Raw genomic sequence first — 21,292 nt, 5'->3', positions numbered from 1 at the left:
CGTCTGACGCGTTGAGCCGTGCGTGCTTTCGGATTGGCTGACAGCCGCGAGCACGCACATCTTGAACTTTTACCAAGTTATTAGAGCGAAACGATCATGTCCGTAGAAACCCTTCATTCGCAAGCCACAAACTTCATGGACTTTATCAAGACAGGTGTGGATTCGCGCACGGGTCAGTTCACTATCGCGCTTCAGCTTCCGATTATCCCTGCCAATAACCTCGCTGGCCCTTCCCTGTCGCCGACGTTGTCCTTCAGCGTATTGGCCTCCACGCGTAATCGCGGTTTCGGTTTGGGCTGGTCCCTGGATCTGAGCGAACTCGATCTGCATCAGGATGCGCCGTCGTTGCGGTTATCTTCCGGGGAGTCGTTCGCGGTGGACGTCGATCGATCCTCGTTCGAGGTCGGCAGCAACATCGTGCTGCTCGATGCGAAGCTCGAATCGATGATCATCACTTGCGTGAGCGACGACGTCGTGCGGATTGACCACAAGGCCGGACAAACCGAACTTCTGACACGTCAGCAAGACAGTGCCCGCTACCTGGTGACCGAGATCCGCAGCCCTGAAGGTCGTCGTCTCTTCGTGGAATGGTCCGCCTTCGCCAACGGGGATTTTATCCTCGAGAACATCCGTGATGAGTCCCGACTGTTAATGAATGTGGAAGGCGACGAAGGCGAAGTGCGCTTCGTCGTACCAGCACTCAAGACCCACTTACTGCGTCTGCAACTGACCAATGCCATGCTCAGCGACGTATTTTTGCCCGGCATCGAGGAGCCGTTGAGCATCGGATACGATCATCATGAACTGGACGAAGCCAGTCACCTTCTGCTCCCTACGGCGTTGGTCAGTGTGCTCGGCGCCTCGGATACGGTGACTTGGGGCACAGGCGAATATGGCCACCAGCTCCCTCCGGGTGCCCCCTTCGAGGTGATGCCCCGCGTCATTGAATGGAAACATGCTAGCGGCGATAGCACGGAACTCACGAGGACCTACGAATGGTCCGGCGCCCACAACTTCCTGGGCTATGGCAGCGATCAGGCGTTCGACTGGCAACGGGGGCGTGACAACCTCTATCAGGTCGAGCAGGACTACGAATACGAAGTCGTTGAAACACAAACCGACCATCTCGGCACAACGCTGGCGACCATCACGCGGACCTGGAACCGTTTCCACTTGCTCACCAGCGAATCCATTAAGCGCGGCCACTGCGAAGTGCGCACCGAAACCACCTATGGGATCGAACCGGATACCGATTGGGAAGACCAGCCGGCCTGGTGCCAGTTACCTCACGAACAGAAAGTGACCTGGACCGATCACAGCGTGCAAGGGCTGCAGCGCAGCGAATCCACCGTGCACCGCTACGATCGATCCGGCAATATCGTGTTCACCCGCTCCCCTGCCGGTGTCGAGGAACACAGCCATTACTATCCGGCTGAAGGCGCCCAAGGCTGCCCAGCCAACGCCTTGGGCCTGGTCAGGTACCTGAAAACCAGGACCGTGAAGCCGGCCAGTCTCGAGGATGGGACCTATGGCGGCGCGTCCGAGATTTCCACCTCTTACACCTACACTTCACTTGATTCGTTGATCAAAGGCGAACCTGCCATCGTCCTGGTGCAGCAGGAGTGCGTGCACGATGACACCCGGTCGCGCAAGCTGGAAACCACCACGCAGACTTACAGTGAAGCCAGGGCCAGCTATGCCCGCCCGCAAAGCACTGTCACCGACCTTAACGACAAGCCCACCACGACCCAGTATCGCTATGAGTACACGGCCGGTGAGTTGATCACCCATGTCACGGTTACGGGTTTCGAGGCGACCAGCAAGGTCAGCCAGACGCAAAGCACCGGGCGCCACCTGATCACCGGTCAGGCGACCCGAAGTCGCAATTACGCCGGCGTTGTGTCGCGATATGAATACGATCCCCTTGGCCGCGTCACCTTGATCGTGACGGGCGACGACAGCCCTTACCAAGCCCGACAGACCGTCTCGTATCACCTGGGTGACGCCAAGGCGCGGGCGTTGAGAGCGGATGGGCAAACCCCGGTCATGATCGAGAACACCCATGCTACCGGGCAGCGTCGTCGGTACTGGCTCGACGCAGAGGGCCGGACCGTACGCGTCGAACTGGAAGACATCGATCACGCCCCTGGCCAGTTCCGCGAGGTAGCCCGTACGGTGTTCGATGCGCAAGGCAGGACGATCAGCGAAACCACGATCGACTGGCTGCATGATGCGCAAAGCGCTGCAAAGACCGCTGAACTTGCCCTGACAACCACCACCGAGTACGACGAGTGGGGCCAGGCCCGCTGCGTCACGACGCCCGATGGCGTGCGAACGTATAGCTTGCACAGGCCGATTTCCTTGACCGTGGAGCAGTGGCAGGCCAACGGTGACGCAGCAGGGCCAAAACGCATCACGCGGCACAACGTCGCCGGCAGCGCGGTTCAGGAACGGTTATACACAACGGCAGGCGCCCTCAGCCGCACCACCGAGTGGACCCGCGATGGCCTGGACCGGATCATTGCCACGCGGATCAAGGTGCCCGGCCACCCCGACCGGGTAACCGTCAACCGCCTTGATGCCTACGGACGGATCATCGAACAGCAGCTGCCCGACCACACCGTGGTCAATTGGACCTATGCGCCACACAGCGATGACCATCATCCAGAATCCATCGCCGTGACGCCGCCTCCCGAAATCCGGGCGCTGTGACCCCCGGCTCATCCAAAGACCCAGCACCAAGCCAAACGCGGTGAAATTCGCCGCGACACGCTGGCCTCCTACATCCAAGGATCGGAATCATGAACACGCCATTAATCATCGGTCGGCAGACGTTCGACGGTTTAGGCCGGCAACTCTCGGTCGAGGCCGGGGGACGAACAACCCGGTTTCATTACATCGACGGACAGCTTCCCCCCTCCGCCAACACCCTCGCTGATGGCAAGCAGGTCAGGTTCAGCTATGAACAGCACCTGAATCACCGGTTGTCGAGCATTCAGGGCGAGGGTGAAAAAGCTACCCGAATGACCTATCAGCCCGGCCTCGGCCAGCTCTCTACCGCCACCGGGGACCAGGGCACCCAACGGTTCTCCTACACACAATCAGGCCAGGCAGCGCGGGATGAATGGGTCATCGATGACTCGACCCATACCACCGAATGGCACTATTCATTTGGTGGCTGGCTGCAAGGCTTCAAGGATGCACAAGGTGCAACCCATGAACGCGAGTTCGACGCCGCTGGGCGTGTGAAGAGTTCGCGCGTCGACAATGTCGAGACCCGATTCGGTTACGACCCGCTGTCCCGCCCGATCCGCATCGATGTCGCCGATGGCGAGAGTGGGCGCACGTTGACGACCTCGATCACCTACGATTCGCTCGGCCGTGAGCACACCCGCACGTTTACCCTCACGCAGCCACTTGAAGATGACGAACAAGGCATCGCCGCCCCTAACGTGTTCACCCTCACACAGACGCTGGATTATTCCGCGCTGGATCAGATCACTGCACGTACCTGGACTGACGGCGAGCAGCGAGGAGAAGAGACCTTCGGGTACGATGCTCGCCAGCGTTTGGTGCGTTACACCGCGAACGAAGCGTCAGCACCTCAAGACCCTTACGGCAACAGAATCGTCGAGCAGCTCTTCACGTTCAATGCGCTCAATGGTTACAAGCGGGTAGTCAGCACCTTCAGCGATGGCAGCCGGGATGAGGCTGTTTTCAGCTACGCTGAAAATGATCCCGCCAAAGTCGTGAACATCACCCACACGCACCCATCCTGGCCGTCGTCGATTGACCTGACGTATGACGCCTGTGGTCGGGTCATCAGCGACAGTCTGGGTCGAACCATGCGTTGGGACACGCAGGGGAGACTGACCGAGGTTGCCTACCAGTCCCGCACCTGCAGCTACAGTTACGATCCCTGCGGTCATCTGACCGACAGAACAATCGACGGCGCGCTGAGCCGCAGCTTCTACAGTGCCGACCAGCTGACTCATGAACAAACCGGCAGTGACAGCCTGCAAAGGGTTGCAGACGGTGACGCATTGTTTGCCCTGAATCAGGTAACCAAAGGTCTGCGCCAGACTTCCCTCGTCGGCACCGACGCCCAGGGCAGCGTGCGACTGCAAGCAAACAGCGTCATTCGAACGCCCGCCTACACCGCACATGGGGCGACTGTTGCGACGACCGAGCACGTACCCTTCGGCTTCACGGGTGAGCGGCGAGAGCCACTGACCGGCTGGTACGTCCCCGGCGGCCATCGCCCCTATGACCCGGTATTGATGTGCTTTCTGGCACCTGACAGCGATAGCCCCTTTGGACGCGGTGGCCTGAACCCTTACGCGTACTGCGCTGGCGATCCGATCAACCGGGTCGATCCCGATGGGCACAGTTGGGTGAACTATGCCATTGCCGGCATTGGCATTGCGCTGTCGGCGATCGCCCTCATTCCCGGGCTGCAGGCTGCCTTGCCCGCCGCAGGCGCATTGTTCAGCTCCACCGCAGCCCTGTCGAGCGCACAAATTGCGACGCTGGCTGCAGCAACCCTGGACATCGTGTCTCTGGCCACTGGCGTTGCGAGCCTGGCCCTGGAGGTGAGCGGACATGAGAGTGCGGCCACCGGCATCCTGGGCGCGATGTCTCTGGTGACGGGTTTCGCCGGGGCAGGGGTCAGCCTTAAATTGGGCGCGATGAGGCGAGCAGGTTCGCAGCAGAGAGCGCTGGACCACAAACGCGGCTGGACATCCCCCAAGCCACATCGCCTGGGCCGCAGTGAAGTGGTGTTTCAGGGTACGTCGAGAGCGGTGGATGTGGGTTTTATCGAAACCTATCGCGGCACAAACCAGGCTGCCCTGCTTACTCATGGAGATCCGGTACGTGCGCTGTTGATGGGGCCGGACGGCAAGGTCTCCCGCGCGGCCGACATTGCCCGGGATTTTATCGCGCCCCGGCTGCAAGCTCTGAATTATCCAGCCGATGAGACCTTCGTGCTGCTGTCCTGCTGGGGAGGCAAGAATGGCGCGGCGCTGGAAATCGCCAGGGAATTGGGGCGTCCCGTTCAGGGTTTCACCAAGAAAACCTTTGTCAGCGGCTTTGCCAATCTGCAAATCGCCGGAGGAAAATCCAACACCCCGCTGCAAGTCATTCCCTATCTCGAGCGTCTGCGAGCGACGGGCAACCCGGTCAAGGCATGGAAAACCACCTACCGCGAGGCCTCGTCAAAAATCTTCCATCCGGACGGCACAATAACCACGCTGACTTAGGAACATTGCAGCGCAGCAAATGCAATGCCTGGCTTGCTGGTAAGTTACCACTGGCGCACCCTGCCTCTTAAGACCAATGTTTACCCTGCGGCAGGGTGTCGCGCCGGCGACCACGCGGTATACTGCCGCGCCTTTTTCCTGCCGCTGCGCCCGGGCGCTAGCCGAGCCAATGGCCGTTTGCGCGCAAGACCGATGCGTTTCGCGCAGTCGCCTTATAAATGTTCCCGCCTGATAGAGGAGAACGTCCATGACCGTGATCAAGCAGGATGACCTGATACAGAGCGTCGCCGACGCCCTGCAGTTCATCTCCTATTACCACCCCGTCGATTTCATTCAGGCGATGCACGAGGCCTACCTGCGCGAACAATCGCCTGCCGCGCGCGACTCCATGGCTCAGATCCTCATCAACTCGCGCATGTGCGCCACCGGCCATCGTCCGATCTGCCAGGACACCGGCATCGTTACGGTTTTCGTTCGCGTGGGCATGGACGTGCGCTGGGATGGCGCCACTATGGGCCTGGACGACATGATCAACGAAGGTGTACGACGCGCCTACAATCTGCCAGAAAACGTCCTGCGCGCCTCGATCCTCGCCGACCCGGCCGGCGCCCGCAAAAACACCAAGGACAATACCCCGGCGGTCATTCACTACTCCATCGTCCCGGGCAACACCGTGGAAGTGGACGTCGCGGCCAAAGGCGGCGGCTCGGAAAACAAATCGAAGATGGCGATGCTCAACCCTTCCGACTCGATCGTCGACTGGGTGCTGAAAACCGTTCCGACCATGGGCGCTGGATGGTGCCCGCCGGGGATGCTCGGCATCGGTATCGGTGGTACCGCCGAGAAGGCTGCGGTGATGGCCAAGGAAGTCCTGATGGAGTCCATCGACATCCACGAGCTCAAGGCGCGTGGCCCGTCGAACCGTCTGGAAGAAATGCGTCTGGAGCTGTTCGAGAAGGTCAACCAGTTGGGCATCGGTGCTCAGGGCCTGGGCGGCCTGACCACTGTGCTCGATGTGAAGATCATGGATTACCCGACCCACGCCGCCTCGCTGCCGGTGTGCATGATCCCCAACTGCGCCGCGACCCGTCACGCGCATTTCGTGCTCGACGGCACAGGCCCGGCTTCGCTGGAAGCGCCGCCGCTGGACGCCTACCCGGAGATCGTCTGGGAAGCAGGTCCGTCGGCTCGCCGTGTCAACCTCGACACCCTGACCCCGGAAGACGTGCAAAGCTGGAAGCCGGGCGAAACCGTCCTGCTCAACGGCAAGATGCTGACCGGCCGCGACGCCGCGCACAAGCGCATGGTCGAGATGCTGAACAGGGGCGAAACCCTGCCGGTGGATCTCAAGGGTCGCTTCATTTATTACGTCGGCCCGGTCGATCCGGTCGGTGACGAAGTGGTAGGCCCCGCCGGTCCGACCACCGCCACGCGCATGGACAAGTTCACCCGCCAGATCCTCGAGCAGACCGGCCTGCTGGGCATGATCGGCAAATCCGAGCGCGGCCCGACCGCCATCGAGGCGATCAAGGACAGCAAAGCTGTTTACCTGATGGCCGTCGGCGGCGCCGCTTACCTCGTGGCGCAAGCGATCAAGAAATCGCAGGTCCTGGCATTCCCTGAATTGGGCATGGAAGCGATCTACGAGTTCGAAGTCAAAGACATGCCGGTCACTGTCGCCGTCGACAGTAAAGGCGAGTCGGTCCACATCACAGGTCCTGCCATCTGGCAGAAGAAGATCAGTGAAAGCCTGGCGGTGGAAGTGCAGTAAGCGCTGACGTACCCGTAACGAAAAAGCCCGGCCTGCGTGCCGGGTTTTTTATTGTCTTTGCTCGCTGGCGGCTGACCAGCGCGCAGCCATCAGGACTGGAAAACGCAGCGGGCGGAGTGCTCGGCGTTGCCAGCAGCAGCGCCAGGATCAACCCCGACGATCCAGCACATTGACCACCAGCCGATCCACCCACCCCCACAGACGTTGCTTGATTCGCCGCCACAGTGGACGTGACTGCCAGTCCTGCAGGCTGACTTCACTGCTAAGCAGAAAATCCCGCTTGAAGCTTTCGCTCACGGCCAGGGTCAACGCCGGGTCCATCGCTTCAAGATTCGCTTCCAGATTGAAACGCAGGTTCCAGTGATCGAAGTTGCACGAACCGATGCTGACCCAATCGTCCACCAGCACCATTTTCAGATGCAGGAAGCACGGCTGGTATTCGAAAATTTTCACCCCGGCCTTGAGCAGACGCGGGTAATAGCGATGGCCCGCATAGCGCACTGACGGGTGATCGGTGCGTGGTCCGGTCAGCAACAGGCGCACCTCGACCCCGCGCGAAGCTGCCCGTCGCAAGGCACGACGGACTCTCCAGGTTGGCAGAAAATAAGGCGTCGCCAGCCAGATGCGTGTGCTGCTGGTGTTCAGAGAGCGCACCAGCGACTGCAGGATGTCGCGATGCTGGCGGGCGTCGGCGTATGCCACCCGACCCAGGCCCTGACCACTCACCGGCGCCCTGGGCAGACGTGGCAGACCGAAATTTTGCGCAGGACGCCACGCCCGTCCCCTGGGATTGGCGTGAAACTGGCGGTCGAACAATGCCTGCCAGTCGAGCACCAACGGGCCGCGTATTTCCACCATGACTTCATGCCATTCGCTGCTGTCCAAATCCGGTCGCCAGAATTCGTCGGTTACGCCCGTTCCACCGACCACGGCCAACGCCTTGTCCACCAACAGCAGCTTGCGATGATCGCGGTAGAAATTGCGGATGCCGCGACGCCAGTGCATGCGGTTATAGAACCGCAGAATCACCCCCGCGTCAGTCAGGCGCGTGCGCAGGCTGTCGGAAAATGCCTGCGAGCCGAAGTCATCGAACAGGCAGCGCACGATAATCCCGCGCCTGGCCGCATCGACCAGCGCTTGCACGACGGCTTCAGCGCAGACACCGGCCTCCACCAGATACAGCTCAAGCTCCACCTGCTGCTGCGCGGCCTCGATGGCGGCGATCATGCGCGGGAAGAATGCCGGGCCGTCGATCAGCAGGTTGAAATGGTTGTTTTCACGCCACGCAAAGATCGCACCTCTCATCTCAGCGCGCCGTGAAGATCAATACGGCGCCGACGGGCACCGAAAAGCCGATCGCCGAAAGATCAGCCGCTTTGCGTAAACCCTCCAACCCCGCCAGCAGACCGAAATCCTCGGCGTGCAGCACCAGCGGCTCCAAGGTCACCACCTGGAAGCGTCGGTCATCCAGCCGCGTGGCCAGCAGCTGGGCGTTGTAGCTCTGTGTCTGGCCGTGCATCTGCACTTTCAGCGGCAGACGCAGTTCAAGCTGTGCCCCGGGAGCCAGCGCGTTGATCGGGCGCATGTCCAGTTGCGCCGTGATCCGCGCCTCGGGGAATTGCTTGACATCGAACAACTGCCTGCGCAAGCGCTCGTCACGCAGCGGGATGCCGGTGCTCACCGAATCCAGCTCGACCTGCAGCTCGGCCAACCCTTTGGGATCAACGTTGCCATGCAGATTGAGAAAGCGATGGACCTCCGAGGTGTCGGAGTTTTTGGTGGAGATGAACGACAGTCGCGAGGACTCGTTATCCAGATACCAATTCGCCTGCACGGGCAGCGACAGCACGGCAAGCGAGGCCAGCAACAGGCGGATGAAAAGGGGCATGGGAACTCCAGAGGCGCGAATGGGCAACCTTGTCCGGCTGTCAGACCGCAGACAACCGGGTCCGTTCGCCACGAGGCTTTGCACCCTGTCACGTAACCATCACCAAAGCTTAACGGTGATGCCATCGGCCCTCCCTAGCCTGCAGTCGTACCGCAACGTATCGGATTATCAGTCGACCGGCCTGGATCAAGGCTGGCTTACGGAGACGCTTATGACTCAGATCGCCAGTATTCGAGACACCCGCTCTGATCGCCGTCTACTGGCCGAACGCCTGATCGGGCCTCACGCCCTGCAGCAGGCTCAGGCCCTGCGCTTCAGCGTTTTCAGCGGCGAACTCAACGCAAGGCTCAACGGCGCCGAACAAGGTCTGGACACTGACGACTACGACGTCCACTGCATGCATATCGGCGTGCGCGACCAACGCAGCGGACGCCTGGTCGCCACCACCCGCTTGCTGGATCACAAGGCGGCCAACACCCTGGGTCGTTTCTACAGCGAAGAAGAATTCAGCCTGCATGGCCTGGGCCACCTCCAAGGCCCGGTTCTGGAGCTTGGGCGCACCTGCGTCGACCCGGCCTATCGCAACGGCGGCACCATCGCCGTGCTGTGGAGCGAGCTGGCCGAGGTGCTCAACGAGGGTGGTTACAGCTACCTGATGGGCTGCGCCAGTATTCCGATGCAGGACGGTGGTATCCAGGCGCATGCGATCATGCAGCGTCTGCGAGAACGCTACCTGAGCACCGAATACGTGCGCGCTGAACCCAAAAAGCCGCTGCCCAGCCTGGATCTGCCGAACAACGTGATCTGCGAAATGCCACCACTGCTCAAAGCCTACATGCGCCTGGGCGCGAAGATCTGCGGCGAGCCGTGCTGGGACGAGGATTTCCAGGTGGCCGACGTGTTCATCCTGCTTAAGCGCGACGAGCTGTGCCCGCGCTATGCCCGCCACTTCAAGGCAGCGGTATGATGCGTACGCTGCGCACTCAGGTGCGCGTGGTCCGCCTAATAGCGGTCATCGCTCTGGGCTTGGTCATCGCCGGTACTTTCGCCCTGATGGAGCGCCTGCGTGTCGGCCATTCCATGGCCCGTCGTCAACGCTGGAGCCGCTGGTTCATGGTACGACTGACCAAGGCCCTGCCGTTTCGGATTACCCTCAGTGGCGAGCTGCCGGACCAGCCGATGCTATGGGTCAGCAACCATGTGTCATGGACCGATATCCCACTGCTGGGGATGCTCGCACCGCTGTCTTTCCTGTCTAAGGCGCAAGTACGCAACTGGCCATTGGCGGGTTGGTTGGCGTTGAAGGCTGGCACCCTGTTCATTTATCGCGGGTCGGGTGACAGCACGCAGGTTCAGAAGCAGATGGTTCAGCACTTGCTGGGCAACCATTCACTGCTGATCTTCCCGGAAGGCACCACAACCGATGGCCGCAGCCTGCGTACCTTTCATGGCCGCCTGCTCTCCAGCGCCATAGAGACCAGGACAGCGCTGCAGCCGGTGGCCATCAAGTACCTGCGCGATGGCAAGCCGGATCATATCGCGCCGTTCGTGGGTGAAGATGACCTGCTCTGGCACCTGTACCGATTGTTCGCCAATGAGGCGAGCGACGTACACATCCGCTTGCTGCCACCCATCACGTCTCGAGGCAAGCAGCGCACGGCGCTGGTGTGCGAAGCCCGGAACGCCGTGCAGGTGGCGCTGTTTGGCGACGACGCTCAGTGTGCCGGGGACCGTCCAGCTGCCAGAGCAGCCTGAGCGAACGCCTGAAGTTGTGGATAGAACTCGCGGAAGTCTTCGCTCAGCGGCCGATAAAGGCCCTGCAGTTCCTGCATGGCGCCGGCCAGCCCTTCAGGGCGCGACAGCCGTCGGGAGATCCCGGCCAGCGCCGTGCCCACCACCTCGAAATCCGCATACGAACCTAACCAATCCTGCGCAGCCATGCGCGGCGCGATCATCGCCAGGCGCTCAGGCAACTGCGGCTCGGCGGCCAGCACTCGATAGACCTTGTCGGTAAAGGCGTCCAGCGGCACCTGCGAATAGAGCAGCCAGTCCCGCGCCAGGCAGTGATCGAAAAACACGTCGAGCACGATTCCCGCGTAACGCCGACGCTCGGCGGGGAAACGTCCGACCGCCTGCTTGATCAGGGGATGAGCATCGGTGAACACGTCAATGCGCCGATGCAGTCGGATAGCGTCTTCAATGTCTGCAGGAAATCGCCCTGGTAACAGCCCTTTGACGAAATCACCGTACAGGCTGCCGAGCAGTTGTGCAGGCGTCTGACCGCCCAGATGGAGGTGTGCGAGGTAATTCATACGGGTTTCTTACCAGTCTGGTAGTGATCGCAATGTATCAGACCACGATATCCGCCTGTAGCAACGCTACTTGCCAGCGGTGGCGACCTGGGCAACGCATTCGTTGGCAAGCCGGAAGCTTAGAGGGGAGGCACGCCTATACCTAACAACCCGATATACCGATTTACCGTGTCGTAAGCACTTCTTGATATTTGTATATCGCGATTTATGGATATAAAGTTCGCTCCATCGCGATATACCGCTACGCGCTGATTGAGAACGACATGCCTATCGACCTCGACGACATAATAAAAGCCTTGGCCCACCCGCTTCGCCGCCAGATTCTTGCCTGGCTCAAAGACCCCGTCACCTGCTTCCCCGATCAACAGCACGCCTTCGATGGCGGCGTCTGCGCCGGTCAGATCGACCAACGTGCGGGCCTCTCGCAATCGACGGTGTCTGCCCATCTGGCGACGCTGCAACGCGCTGGGTTGATCACCAGCAAAAAGCACGGGCAATGGCATTTTTTCAAACGCAACGAAGACGTCATTCAGGCGTTTCTGCACGCGCTGACCCAACAGCTCTGACCCTATTCACAGGAGACGCCTCGTGCCCCTATCGCTACTTATCCTGGCCCTGAGCGCCTTCGCCATCGGCACCACCGAGTTCGTCATCATGGGGCTGCTGCCCGATGTGGCCAGTGACCTGGGCGTCAGCATTCCCGGCGCCGGCTGGCTGGTCACAGGCTATGCCTTGGGTGTCGCCATCGGCGCGCCCTTCATGGCCATGGCCACTGCCAGACTGCCGCGCAAGGGCGCACTGGTCACGCTGATGGGGATTTTCATCGTCGGCAACCTGCTCTGCGCAGTCGCAGCCGACTACAACGTCCTGATGTTCGCCCGCGTCGTCACCGCCCTGTGCCACGGTGCATTTTTTGGCATTGGCTCGGTGGTGGCAGCCGGTCTGGTTCCGGCCAACCGTCGCGCTTCGGCGGTGGCGCTGATGTTCACCGGCCTGACCTTGGCCAACGTACTGGGCGTGCCATTGGGCACCGCGCTGGGCCAACAGGCGGGCTGGCGCTCGACCTTTTATGCTGTCACGGTGATCGGAATCATCACGTTCATCGGTCTGATTCGCTTTTTGCCAGCCAAACGCGATGAGGAAAAACTCGACATGCGCGCAGAACTGAGCGCCCTCAAAGGCATCGGCATCTGGTTGTCGCTAAGCATGACCGCGCTGTTCGCCGCCTCGATGTTCGCCCTCTTCACCTACCTCGCCCCGTTGCTGGGCGAGGTCACCCGCGTATCGCCACTGGGCGTGACCTGGACCCTGCTGCTGATCGGCCTGGGGCTGACCCTCGGTAACATCATTGGCGGCAAACTGGCTGACCGGCGCCTGGCCGCCACGCTGATCGGCGTGTTCATCGCCATGGCCGTGATCTCTACCGTCCTGAGGTGGACCAGCGTCGCGTTGATCCCCGCCGAAGTAACGCTGTTCCTCTGGGCTACAGCTGCCTTTGCCGCCGTGCCTGCCTTGCAGATCAACGTTGTGACCTTTGGCAAGCAAGCGCCGAACCTGGTTTCGACGTTGAACATCGGCGCGTTCAACGTCGGAAACGCCCTCGGCGCCTGGGTAGGCGGCAGTGTCATCGCCCATGGTTTCGGCCTGACCAGCGTGCCGCTGGCTGCCGGTGGCCTGGCATTGCTGGCGCTGCTGGTGACCCTGATTAACTTCCATCAGCGCGGCAATGCCGAGCTGGCTGCCCTAGCGAACTGATCGTTCAGAATCAGCGCTTCAAACCTTGTGTCCACACTCTGCGAATTCACTGACTACCGATTGCATTGAGGATATCCCGATGACCACCCTTTTCGACCCGATCAAGGTCGGCGAACTCGACTTGACCAACCGCATCATCATGGCCCCGCTGACCCGCTGCCGCGCTGATGAAGGCCGCGTGCCCAACGCGATGATGGCCGAGTATTACGTGCAACGCGCCTCAGCCGGCCTGATCATCACAGAGGCCACTTCGGTCACCCCGATGGGCGTCGGTTACCCGGACACCCCCGGTATTTGGTCCAACGATCAGGTTCGTGGCTGGAGCAATGTGACCAAGGCCGTCCATGCCGCGGGCGGCAAGATTGTGCTGCAACTGTGGCACGTGGGCCGAATCTCGCATTCGAGCTACCTCAACGGTGAAGCGCCGGTCGCACCGAGCGCCGTTGCGCCCAAAGGTCATGTCAGCCTGCTGCGTCCGTTGTCCGACTACCCAACGCCGCGCGCGCTGGAGCTGGCTGAGATCGATGACGTCATCGATGCGTTCCGGGTAGGCGCCGAAAACGCCAAGGCCGCCGGTTTTGACGGTGTGGAGATTCATGGCGCCAACGGTTACCTGCTCGATCAGTTCCTGCAGAGCAGCACCAACCAGCGTACTGACGCGTATGGTGGCTCGCTGCAGAACCGCGCGCGCCTGTTGCTGGAGGTCACTGACGCGGTCGTTGAGGTCTGGGGCGCAGGCCGGGTTGGCGTGCATTTGGCACCCCGCGCCGATGCTCACGACATGGGTGACGATAACCTGGCAGAGACGTTTACCTACGTGGCTAGGGAACTGGGCAAGCGTGGCATCGCCTTCATCTGCGCCCGTGAGCGTGAATTGGACGACAGCCTGGCGCCGCGACTGAAAGAGGCATTTGGCGGGGTGTTCATCGCTAACGAGAAGTTCACCAGGGACAGCGCCAATGAGTGGCTGGCCAGCGGCAAGGCTGACGCCGTTGCATTTGGTGTGGCGTTCATTGCGAACCCCGACCTGCCTGCGCGGTTGGCGAACAATGCGCCGCTGAACGAGGCACATCCTGAGACGTTTTACGGCAACGGGCCGGTCGGGTATGTAGATTATCCGGCATTGCAATGAACGGATTGAATGTGCCGTTGTGAAGTGATCGTTCCCACGCGCCGCGTGGGAATACATCATTCGAAGCGGCGCCTCATGCAGCTATCGGACGCAGAGCAGCGGAACGATCAACAACCATTAACTGGCCAATTGCCGCACCTCGAAAGACTACTGCGCCCGGGAATTGATTTGCTGCGACAGCGTTTGAATCTGACTCTGCAACGTATTCAAACTCCGGGTCATCTGCCCACGAAACGCATCAAATTCCTGAATACTGGCCCCTGACGAAGACGCCGCCGGACGATTATCCTGCTCACTCTTGAGCACGATCATGTCCTGTTCAAGCCGCTCAATCGCCTGGCTGTTATTGCTTTTCTTCAAATTCGCCACATCCGCACTCAAACCCTTGATCTGCGAATCCAGCCGCTCCTGCTCCAACTGCGCCGACTTTCCATCGGGCAGCGCAGTCTTCAACGCTGCCAGCTCTGCAGTCACAGCCTTCAACTGATCCTGTAATTGCTGATTGGTCGTCTGCTGCTGGGTGGCCTGCACGGCAATCTGCTCAAGCCGTTTATCCAGCCCGCCCTGCACCCCGGCCGCGCCTTGCTGCTGTCTGCTCTGATCTTCCAGTTGATCCTGCAAGGCCTTGATCTGCGCTTTCAACGCTTCGCCGCCACTGTTGGCCACGGATTGCGTCGCCACGACTTTGCCGGAAATATCCTGCAGCCTTCCGGCTGCCTCCTCGCTGATACGCGCGAAGCTTTCCTGGGTCGCGACCAGTTGCTGCTCCATTAGGGACATCTGCTGGAAACTCCACCAGCCCAGGCCACAGAATGCGATGATCAGCGCACCGATCAATGCCCACAGTGCACCGGTTCCGGGTGCTTTGACCTTGACCACCGGCGTGGAGCGTGAATACACCGTGGTGCGCTCGCGGGCACTGCCAGTCGGGATGAAATCGTCGTCATCATCTTTAGCGCTGAGGCTTGGGACGTTATCGACGTCGTCATACGGATCTTTGCGCATGCGGGTACCTTTGAAATCCGTTGAATCTTGGGGGCGCAAGTATACCGCCGCAGGTTAAGGCCGTCTGAATCGCTGGCGGTTTCACACCGCAGTGCCATGCTGCGCTTTCCACCAACTGCAGAATTCGTCCAGCGCGGTCCAGACGTTCACCTTGGGCTGGTAGTCCAGATAATGCCGGGCGCGGCTGATATCAAGGGTGAAATCCCGACTCATGACCTGCATCCCGATTCTCGACAGCGCCGGTTCAGGTCGGCCGGGCCAGAGCATGCACGCCGCTTCGTTGAGCGCCGCAGCGCTGTACCCCAAGCCGTAGGAACGATAACGCGTGACCGGCGGCAGTTGCATCTGGCGCATCACATAATTGACCACATCCCAGATCGGCACCGGCGCGCCATTGCTGATGTTGTAGGCCTTGCCCAGCGCCGAGCCTGCTGCCAACAGACTGCTGAGCAACGCTTCGTTGAGGTTCTGGATGCTGGTGAAGTCGACCTTGTTAAGACCGTTGCCGATGATCGACAAGCGCCGTTTACGCTGCATCTGCAACAATCGGGGAAAGATGCTGGTATCGCCTGCCCCGGTGACGAAACGCGGACGCAGGGCAATGACCTCCAGACCGAACTCCTCGGCGCCGAACACCTTTTGTTCAGCCAGATACTTGGTGGCGGCGTAGTGATTGTAAAAGCGCTTGGGCACCTGCTCCTCGCGAACCGCCAGATGCGAGTGCCCATCGAAATAAATGGAAGGCGATGACAGATGCACCAATCGGCGCACCTGTTGCTTGAGACAAGCCTCCACAACGTTCTCGGTGACCTGAACATTGCTCTGGTGAAAGTCCTGACGCCGCCCCCAGGTGCCAACTGCGCCGGCACAGTGCACCACCGCTTCGACGTCGTCGCATAAGGCATACACCCGTTCCGGGTCGTTCAGATCGCCCTGGATGAATTCGGCGCCGCGTCGCACCAGGTGCTCGACGCCCTGCGCACGGCGGCCGTTGACCCGAACGCTCAAGCCCTGCTCCAGAGCAAAACGCGCAAAGCGTCCGCCGATGAAGCCGCTTGCGCCGGTGACCAGAATCTTCATTTACCGCTCCGTTTTTTACTTACTCTCATTTGGCCGCCTGAAAAAACTACCTCGGTCAAACATGCACTAAATCGAAATCAGACACCGCAGCCTCTGCAGCAGTCCAGCGTGTCGGCGCGCAGGATCGCTTCCGCTGGCCATAGGGATTGGCCATAGGCCCGACTGTTTCGAGCATTGACGCTCACTGCGCGTCCAGCGGCACCAGCCATTGCCCGGCTTTTTTTGCCAGATGATCGGTCAACTGCGTCAGCAACTGCCCGCCGCTGCGCCAATGATGCCAGTACAACGGCACATCGATGCAGCGATCGCTCAATAATTCCACCAGCTTGCCACTCGCCAACTGTTCGCGAACCTGCAGTTCAGGCACCAGTCCCCAGCCCATCCCGGCTTCGGTCATGCGGATGAAACCCTCTGACGACGGGCACAGATGATGCTGGAAACCACCCTCGATCCCCAGCGATTGCAGATACCGATGCTGCAGGAAATCATCCGGCCCAAACACCAGCGCAGGTGCCCGCGCCAGTGCTTTTGGGGTGCAGCCATCCGGGAAATGCCGGGCCATGAACGCCGGGCTGGCCAGCGCACGGTAGCGCATGGCGCCCAGCAGCAGGCTGCGAGCGCCGGCAACCGGCCTTTCGCTGCCGCACAGACAGGCCGCCACCTCTCCAGCACGCATGCGCTTAAGACCGACGTCCTGATCCTCCACCACCAGGTCGATCAATAAATGCTGCTCGGCACAGAAGTCGCCTACCGCCTGCGCCCACCATGTGGCCAGACTGTCGGCATTGAGAGCGATACGCAGGCGTTCCGGCATTCCGCCCTCGTCCAGCGCTGGCACCAGGCTTTGCAGGTCGCGCTCCAGCAGGCGCACCTGCTGCACGTGATTGAGCAGACGGCGGCCAATGTCGGTTGGACTGGGTGGCGTCGCTCGCACCAGCACCGGTTGGCCGATACGCGCCTCCAGCAATTTGATCCGCTGTGAGACCGCCGACTGCGACAGGCCCAACACCTGCGCTGCGCGCTCGAAGCCTGCTTGCTCGACCACTGCGGCGAGCGCGGAAAGCAGCTTGTAGTCAAACATCATTTTTCCTAATGAGTGATCAGGATTATTGGTTTTCCTTATACCGCTGACGCCCCGACAATCGCTACACCGTTTTCGCGCGTCATTGTTATTTCGGAGCAGACACCATGTGGCAGAGCTACCTCAACGGCCTGTTGGTCGCATTCGGCCTGATCATGGCCATCGGCACGCAGAACGCCTACGTTCTGGCGCAAAGCCTGCGCCGCGAACATCACCTGGCGGTGGCGCTGCTGTGTATCCTTTGCGACGCGGTGCTGGTCGCCGTCGGAGTGTTCGGTCTGGCCAACGTGCTGGCCCGAAATCCCACCCTGCTCGCGGTGGCGCGCTGGGGCGGCGTGGTATTTCTGCTGTGGTATGGCGCCAAGGCCATGCGTCGCGCGTTGTCGCCGCAGAGCCTGCAGGAAGGCGATATCAATGGTCGGCGCTCGCGGCGCGCAGTGTTGCTGACGGCACTTGCAGTGACGCTGCTCAATCCTCACGTTTATCTGGATACCGTGTTGTTGATCGGTTCGCTCGGCGCCCAGCAGACAGTGCCGGGGGCTTATGTCGCAGGGGCCGCCAGTGCCTCGTTAATGTGGTTCTCGACCCTGGCGATCGGTGCCGCTTCGCTCGCCCCCTGGCTGGCCCGCCCTGCTACCTGGCGTCTGCTGGACGTAATGGTCGCAGTGATGATGTTCAGTGTGGCGGCGCAGTTGGTGCGTTCTGCGTGATCGAACGTTCATCTATAACAGCTCGGGTTGCAGGCGCAGACCTTGCGAAACCGCCACCATCGCACACCGCACTGATCCAGGAGCATCAAGGGCAGCAAACGGCAGCGATGGCGACCGGTGAATCACAGACAGCCGTTCATCAACGTCCGACATTTACCCCGCACAGCTCTGGAACCTCTATCCCACACAGTTGTTGCGTGGTTATGGGCAGGACCCGGTGCTATGATCCAGCCCCTGCGTCGCAAAGAGTAAAAACTCGCCGGCGTATGTTATGTCTGGCCGCCCGTGATCGGCCTTGCGCTCACCGCAACTGACCTGATTAGGAGAATTACCATGGCTTTCGAATTGCCGCCGCTGCCGTATGCACACGATGCTCTGGCACCGCACATCTCCAAGGAAACACTGGAATATCACCACGACAAGCACCACAACACCTATGTCGTGAACCTGAACAACCTGGTGCCTGGCACCGAGTTCGAAGGCAAGACACTGGAAGAAATCGTTAAATCTTCCTCGGGCGGTATCTTCAACAACGCAGCCCAGGTCTGGAACCACACCTTCTATTGGAACTGCCTGGCGCCCAACGCTGGCGGTCAACCTACCGGTGCACTGGCTGATGCGATCAACACAGCATTCGGTTCGTTTGACAAGTTCAAGGAAGAGTTCAGCAAGACATCCATCGGCACCTTCGGCTCCGGCTGGGGCTGGTTGGTGAAGAAGGCCGACGGCTCCCTGGCTCTGGCTAGCACCATCGGCGCCGGCAACCCGTTGACGAGCGGCGACACCCCGCTGCTGACTTGCGATGTATGGGAACACGCCTACTACATCGACTACCGTAACCTGCGCCCAAAATACGTCGAGGCGTTCTGGAACCTGGTTAACTGGAAGTTCGTTGCCGAGCAGTTCGAAGGCAAGGCTTTCACCGCCTGATTAGCGCTTTAGCTGGCCGCTTGCGTAAAAAAACCCGGCCTTGCCGGGTTTTTTTTCGCCTTCTGTTCGTCTTTATGTATTGTCAGCAAACGCTAGCGGACTAATATCAGCCTCGGCTTGGGTTTACGAAGCAACGTCCAGGTCCGTCTCGCTGCTCACCGCCCCATAATCGATCGCCCTACTTGCCCGCGCGTGAATCGTTATCCAAATGAAACAAGTCAGGGGTGTTTCACGACCTTGACGCCACGGTTTGCATTGCCAATGCTAGCAAGCCAGCATGGATGAAGGAATGCCCATTTGAAGCTGGAACTCAAAAACAGCTTGTCGGTGAAGCTGCTGCGTGTGGTGCTGCTGTCGGCGCTGGTGGTGGGCGTCGTGCTTAGTTGCGCACAAATCGTCTACGACGCCTACAAGACCCGGCAGGCCGTCGCCACTGACGCGGAGCGGATTCTGGACATGTTCCGCGACCCGTCCACCCAGGCGGTCTACAGCCTGGACCGGGAAATGGGCATGCAGGTCATCGAAGGACTGTTCCAGGACAAGGCCGTGCGCGTGGCGTCCATCGGGCATCCCAATGAAACCCTGCTCGCGGAAAAATCTCGCGACCTTACGCCATCCCCTACTCGCTGGCTGACCGATCCGATTCTCGGCCAGGAACGCAGTTTCACCACCCAACTGGTGGGCCGCAGCCCGTACAGCGAGTATTACGGCGACCTGCGCATCACGTTGGACACCGCCACCTATGGCGAAGGGTTCCTGATCAACTCGATGATCATCTTCATCTCCGGCGTACTGCGTGCACTGGCGATGGGTCTGGTGTTGTATCTGGTCTATCACTGGCTGTTGACCAAACCGCTGTCGCGCATCCTTGAACACCTGACGAGTATCAACCCTGACCGCCCCAGTGAACATCTACTGCCGCTGCTTAAGGGTCACGAAAAAAACGAATTGGGCGTATGGGTCAGGACCGCCAACCAGTTGCTCGCCTCGATTGAACGCAATACCAACTTGCGTCACGAGGCCGAATCGAGCCTGTTGCGCATGGCGCAGTACGACTTCCTCACCGGCCTGCCCAATCGCCAGCAATTGCAGCAGCAACTGGACAGAATACTGGTGGACTGCGGCCGTGTGCAGCACCGCGTCGCCGTGCTGTGTGTGGGCCTTGACGACTTCAAAGGCATCAACGAGCAATTCAGTTACCAGGCAGGCGACCAGTTGCTGCTGGCATTGGCTGACCGTTTGCGCGGGCATAGCGGTCGTCTGGGCGCACTGGCGCGTCTGGGGGGCGATCAGTTCGCGCTGGTCCAGGCCGACATCGAACAACCTTACGAAGCAGCCGAACTGGCGCAGAACATCCTCGACGACCTGGAAGCGCCGTTCGCAGTGGACGGAGAAGAAATTCGCCTGCGCGCCACCATCGGCATCACCCTGTTCCCGGAAGACGGCGACAGTACCGAAAAGCTGCTGCAGAAAGCCGAACAAACCATGACCCTGGCCAAGACCCGTTCGCGCAACCGCTATCAGTTCTACATCGCCAGCGTCGACAGCGAGATGCGTCGTCGCCGTGAACTGGAAAAAGACCTGCGCGAAGCGCTGGTCCGTGATCAGTTTCATCTGGTTTATCAGCCGCAGATCAGCTACCGCGACCAGCGCGTAGTGGGGGTCGAAGCGCTGATTCGCTGGACGCACCCGGAGCACGGTTTCGTGCCCCCGGACCAGTTCATCCCCCTGGCCGAGCAGAACGGCACCATCATCGCCATTGGCGAGTGGGTGCTGGATCAGGCCTGCAAGCAGCTGCGCGAGTGGCACGATCAGGGTTTCAGCGACCTGCGCATGGCGGTCAACCTATCCACTGTGCAGCTGCACCACGCCGAACTGCCAAGGGTGGTCAATAACCTTTTGCAGATCTATCGGCTACCGCCGCGCAGCCTGGAACTGGAGGTTACCGAAACCGGCTTGATGGAGGACATCAGCACCGCCGCCCAGCATTTGCTTAGCCTGCGCCGCTCCGGGGCGTTAATCGCCATCGATGACTTCGGCACTGGCTATTCGTCTTTGAGCTACCTCAAAAGCCTGCCGCTGGACAAGATCAAAATCGACAAGAGCTTCGTGCAAGACCTGATCGACGATGATGACGACGCCACTATTGTGCGGGCCATCATTCAGTTGGGCAAAAGCCTGGGGATGCAGGTGATTGCCGAAGGCGTTGAAACCGTCGAACAAGAGGCTTACATCATCTCTGAGGGTTGCCACGAAGGCCAAGGCTATTTCTACAGCAAGCCATTGCCCGCACGGGAGTTGCTGGCTTATCTGAAGCAGGCGCATCGCACGCACGTCGGGGTGTTGTAGAGCGCTCGGCACACCGGC

The 21,292-nt window shown here is 60.4% G+C and carries 17 protein-coding genes; 11 read left to right on the top strand and 6 right to left on the bottom strand.

Annotation, left to right across the window (positions count from 1 at the left end):
• The first annotated feature begins 96 nt into the window (after positions 1 to 96).
• The 3 genes from B3I26_RS07595 to B3I26_RS07585 all read left to right on the top strand — a co-directional run bounded on the left by B3I26_RS07595 (position 97) and on the right by B3I26_RS07585 (position 7,032).
• A complete protein-coding gene (locus B3I26_RS07595; RefSeq protein WP_296256646.1) occupies positions 97 to 2,712 on the top strand; it encodes a hypothetical protein in 2,616 nt (871 codons plus the stop codon).
• Positions 2,713 to 2,801: 89 nt separating this feature from the next.
• Positions 2,802 to 5,261: an RHS repeat-associated core domain-containing protein gene (locus B3I26_RS07590; protein WP_296256644.1), complete on the top strand. Its 2,460-nt coding sequence runs from the start codon at positions 2,802 to 2,804 to the stop codon at positions 5,259 to 5,261.
• A 247-nt stretch (positions 5,262 to 5,508) separates the two neighbouring features.
• Positions 5,509 to 7,032 carry a fumarate hydratase gene (locus B3I26_RS07585; protein WP_296256643.1) on the top strand — a complete coding sequence of 508 codons (1,524 nt, stop codon included), beginning with the start codon at positions 5,509 to 5,511 and terminating at the stop codon, positions 7,030 to 7,032.
• 147 nt (positions 7,033 to 7,179) lie between these two features.
• Here B3I26_RS07585 and B3I26_RS07580 read toward each other — a convergent pair whose 3' ends face one another.
• On the bottom strand, positions 7,180 to 8,337 hold the full coding sequence (locus tag B3I26_RS07580; RefSeq protein WP_296256641.1) for a phospholipase D-like domain-containing protein: 1,158 nt from the start codon (positions 8,335 to 8,337) through the stop codon (positions 7,180 to 7,182).
• Position 8,338: 1 nt separating this feature from the next.
• Positions 8,339 to 8,920, bottom strand: coding sequence for a YceI family protein (locus B3I26_RS07575; protein ID WP_296256639.1), 582 nt, complete (start codon positions 8,918 to 8,920; stop codon positions 8,339 to 8,341).
• A gap of 211 nt (positions 8,921 to 9,131) precedes the next feature.
• On the opposite strand from B3I26_RS07575, the gene olsB reads away from it, so the two are divergent.
• Both olsB and B3I26_RS07565 read left to right on the top strand, forming a co-directional pair.
• A complete protein-coding gene (gene olsB, locus B3I26_RS07570) occupies positions 9,132 to 9,887 on the top strand; it encodes an L-ornithine N(alpha)-acyltransferase (protein ID WP_296256637.1) in 756 nt (251 codons plus the stop codon).
• The gene (locus B3I26_RS07565; RefSeq protein ID WP_296256820.1) at positions 9,887 to 10,675 is read left to right on the top strand and encodes a lysophospholipid acyltransferase family protein; all 789 of its coding nucleotides are present in this window, start codon (positions 9,887 to 9,889) and stop codon (positions 10,673 to 10,675) included. The genes olsB and B3I26_RS07565 overlap by 1 nt, the downstream gene beginning before the upstream one ends.
• Here B3I26_RS07565 and B3I26_RS07560 read toward each other — a convergent pair.
• The gene (locus B3I26_RS07560) at positions 10,636 to 11,232 is read right to left on the bottom strand and encodes an ACP phosphodiesterase (protein ID WP_296256634.1); all 597 of its coding nucleotides are present in this window, start codon (positions 11,230 to 11,232) and stop codon (positions 10,636 to 10,638) included. The genes B3I26_RS07565 and B3I26_RS07560 overlap by 40 nt on opposite strands.
• A 263-nt stretch (positions 11,233 to 11,495) precedes the next feature.
• On the opposite strand from B3I26_RS07560, the gene B3I26_RS07555 reads away from it, so the two are divergent.
• The 3 genes from B3I26_RS07555 (at position 11,496) to B3I26_RS07545 (ending at position 14,119) form a co-directional block, all read left to right on the top strand.
• Complete coding sequence (locus B3I26_RS07555) at positions 11,496 to 11,798, top strand: ArsR/SmtB family transcription factor (RefSeq protein ID WP_296256632.1); 303 nt, start codon at positions 11,496 to 11,498, stop codon at positions 11,796 to 11,798.
• 22 nt (positions 11,799 to 11,820) lie between these two features.
• Complete coding sequence (locus B3I26_RS07550; RefSeq protein WP_296256631.1) at positions 11,821 to 12,987, top strand: MFS transporter; 1,167 nt, start codon at positions 11,821 to 11,823, stop codon at positions 12,985 to 12,987.
• 79 nt (positions 12,988 to 13,066) lie between these two features.
• On the top strand, positions 13,067 to 14,119 hold the full coding sequence (locus tag B3I26_RS07545) for an alkene reductase (protein WP_296256629.1): 1,053 nt from the start codon (positions 13,067 to 13,069) through the stop codon (positions 14,117 to 14,119).
• 147 nt (positions 14,120 to 14,266) lie between these two features.
• Here B3I26_RS07545 and B3I26_RS07540 read toward each other — a convergent pair whose 3' ends face one another.
• The 3 genes from B3I26_RS07540 to B3I26_RS07530 all read right to left on the bottom strand — a co-directional run bounded on the left by B3I26_RS07540 (position 14,267) and on the right by B3I26_RS07530 (position 17,285).
• A complete protein-coding gene (locus B3I26_RS07540; RefSeq protein ID WP_296256627.1) occupies positions 14,267 to 15,124 on the bottom strand; it encodes an ATPase in 858 nt (285 codons plus the stop codon).
• A gap of 81 nt (positions 15,125 to 15,205) precedes the next feature.
• Positions 15,206 to 16,204, bottom strand: a complete 999-nt coding sequence (locus B3I26_RS07535; protein ID WP_296256623.1) for an NAD-dependent epimerase/dehydratase family protein — start codon at positions 16,202 to 16,204, stop codon at positions 15,206 to 15,208.
• A gap of 181 nt (positions 16,205 to 16,385) precedes the next feature.
• Complete coding sequence (locus B3I26_RS07530; protein WP_296256621.1) at positions 16,386 to 17,285, bottom strand: LysR family transcriptional regulator ArgP; 900 nt, start codon at positions 17,283 to 17,285, stop codon at positions 16,386 to 16,388.
• Positions 17,286 to 17,392: 107 nt separating this feature from the next.
• Here B3I26_RS07530 and B3I26_RS07525 point away from each other — a divergent pair, with 107 nt between their 5' ends.
• The 3 genes from B3I26_RS07525 (at position 17,393) to B3I26_RS07515 (ending at position 21,274) form a co-directional block, all read left to right on the top strand.
• Entirely contained in the window at positions 17,393 to 17,995 is a 603-nt protein-coding gene (locus B3I26_RS07525) for a LysE/ArgO family amino acid transporter (protein ID WP_296256619.1), read from the top strand.
• 333 nt (positions 17,996 to 18,328) lie between these two features.
• Positions 18,329 to 18,925, top strand: a complete 597-nt coding sequence (locus B3I26_RS07520) for a superoxide dismutase (protein WP_296256617.1) — start codon at positions 18,329 to 18,331, stop codon at positions 18,923 to 18,925.
• Positions 18,926 to 19,222: 297 nt separating this feature from the next.
• Positions 19,223 to 21,274: a putative bifunctional diguanylate cyclase/phosphodiesterase gene (locus B3I26_RS07515; protein WP_296256615.1), complete on the top strand. Its 2,052-nt coding sequence runs from the start codon at positions 19,223 to 19,225 to the stop codon at positions 21,272 to 21,274.
• Positions 21,275 to 21,292 lie beyond the last annotated feature (18 nt).

Source organism: Pseudomonas sp. UBA5706 (assembly GCF_002419965.1).
Lineage (GTDB): Bacteria > Pseudomonadota > Gammaproteobacteria > Pseudomonadales > Pseudomonadaceae > Aquipseudomonas.
The sequence above is the reverse complement of the archived record's forward strand: the minus strand, read 5'-3'. Positions and strand labels throughout refer to the sequence as shown.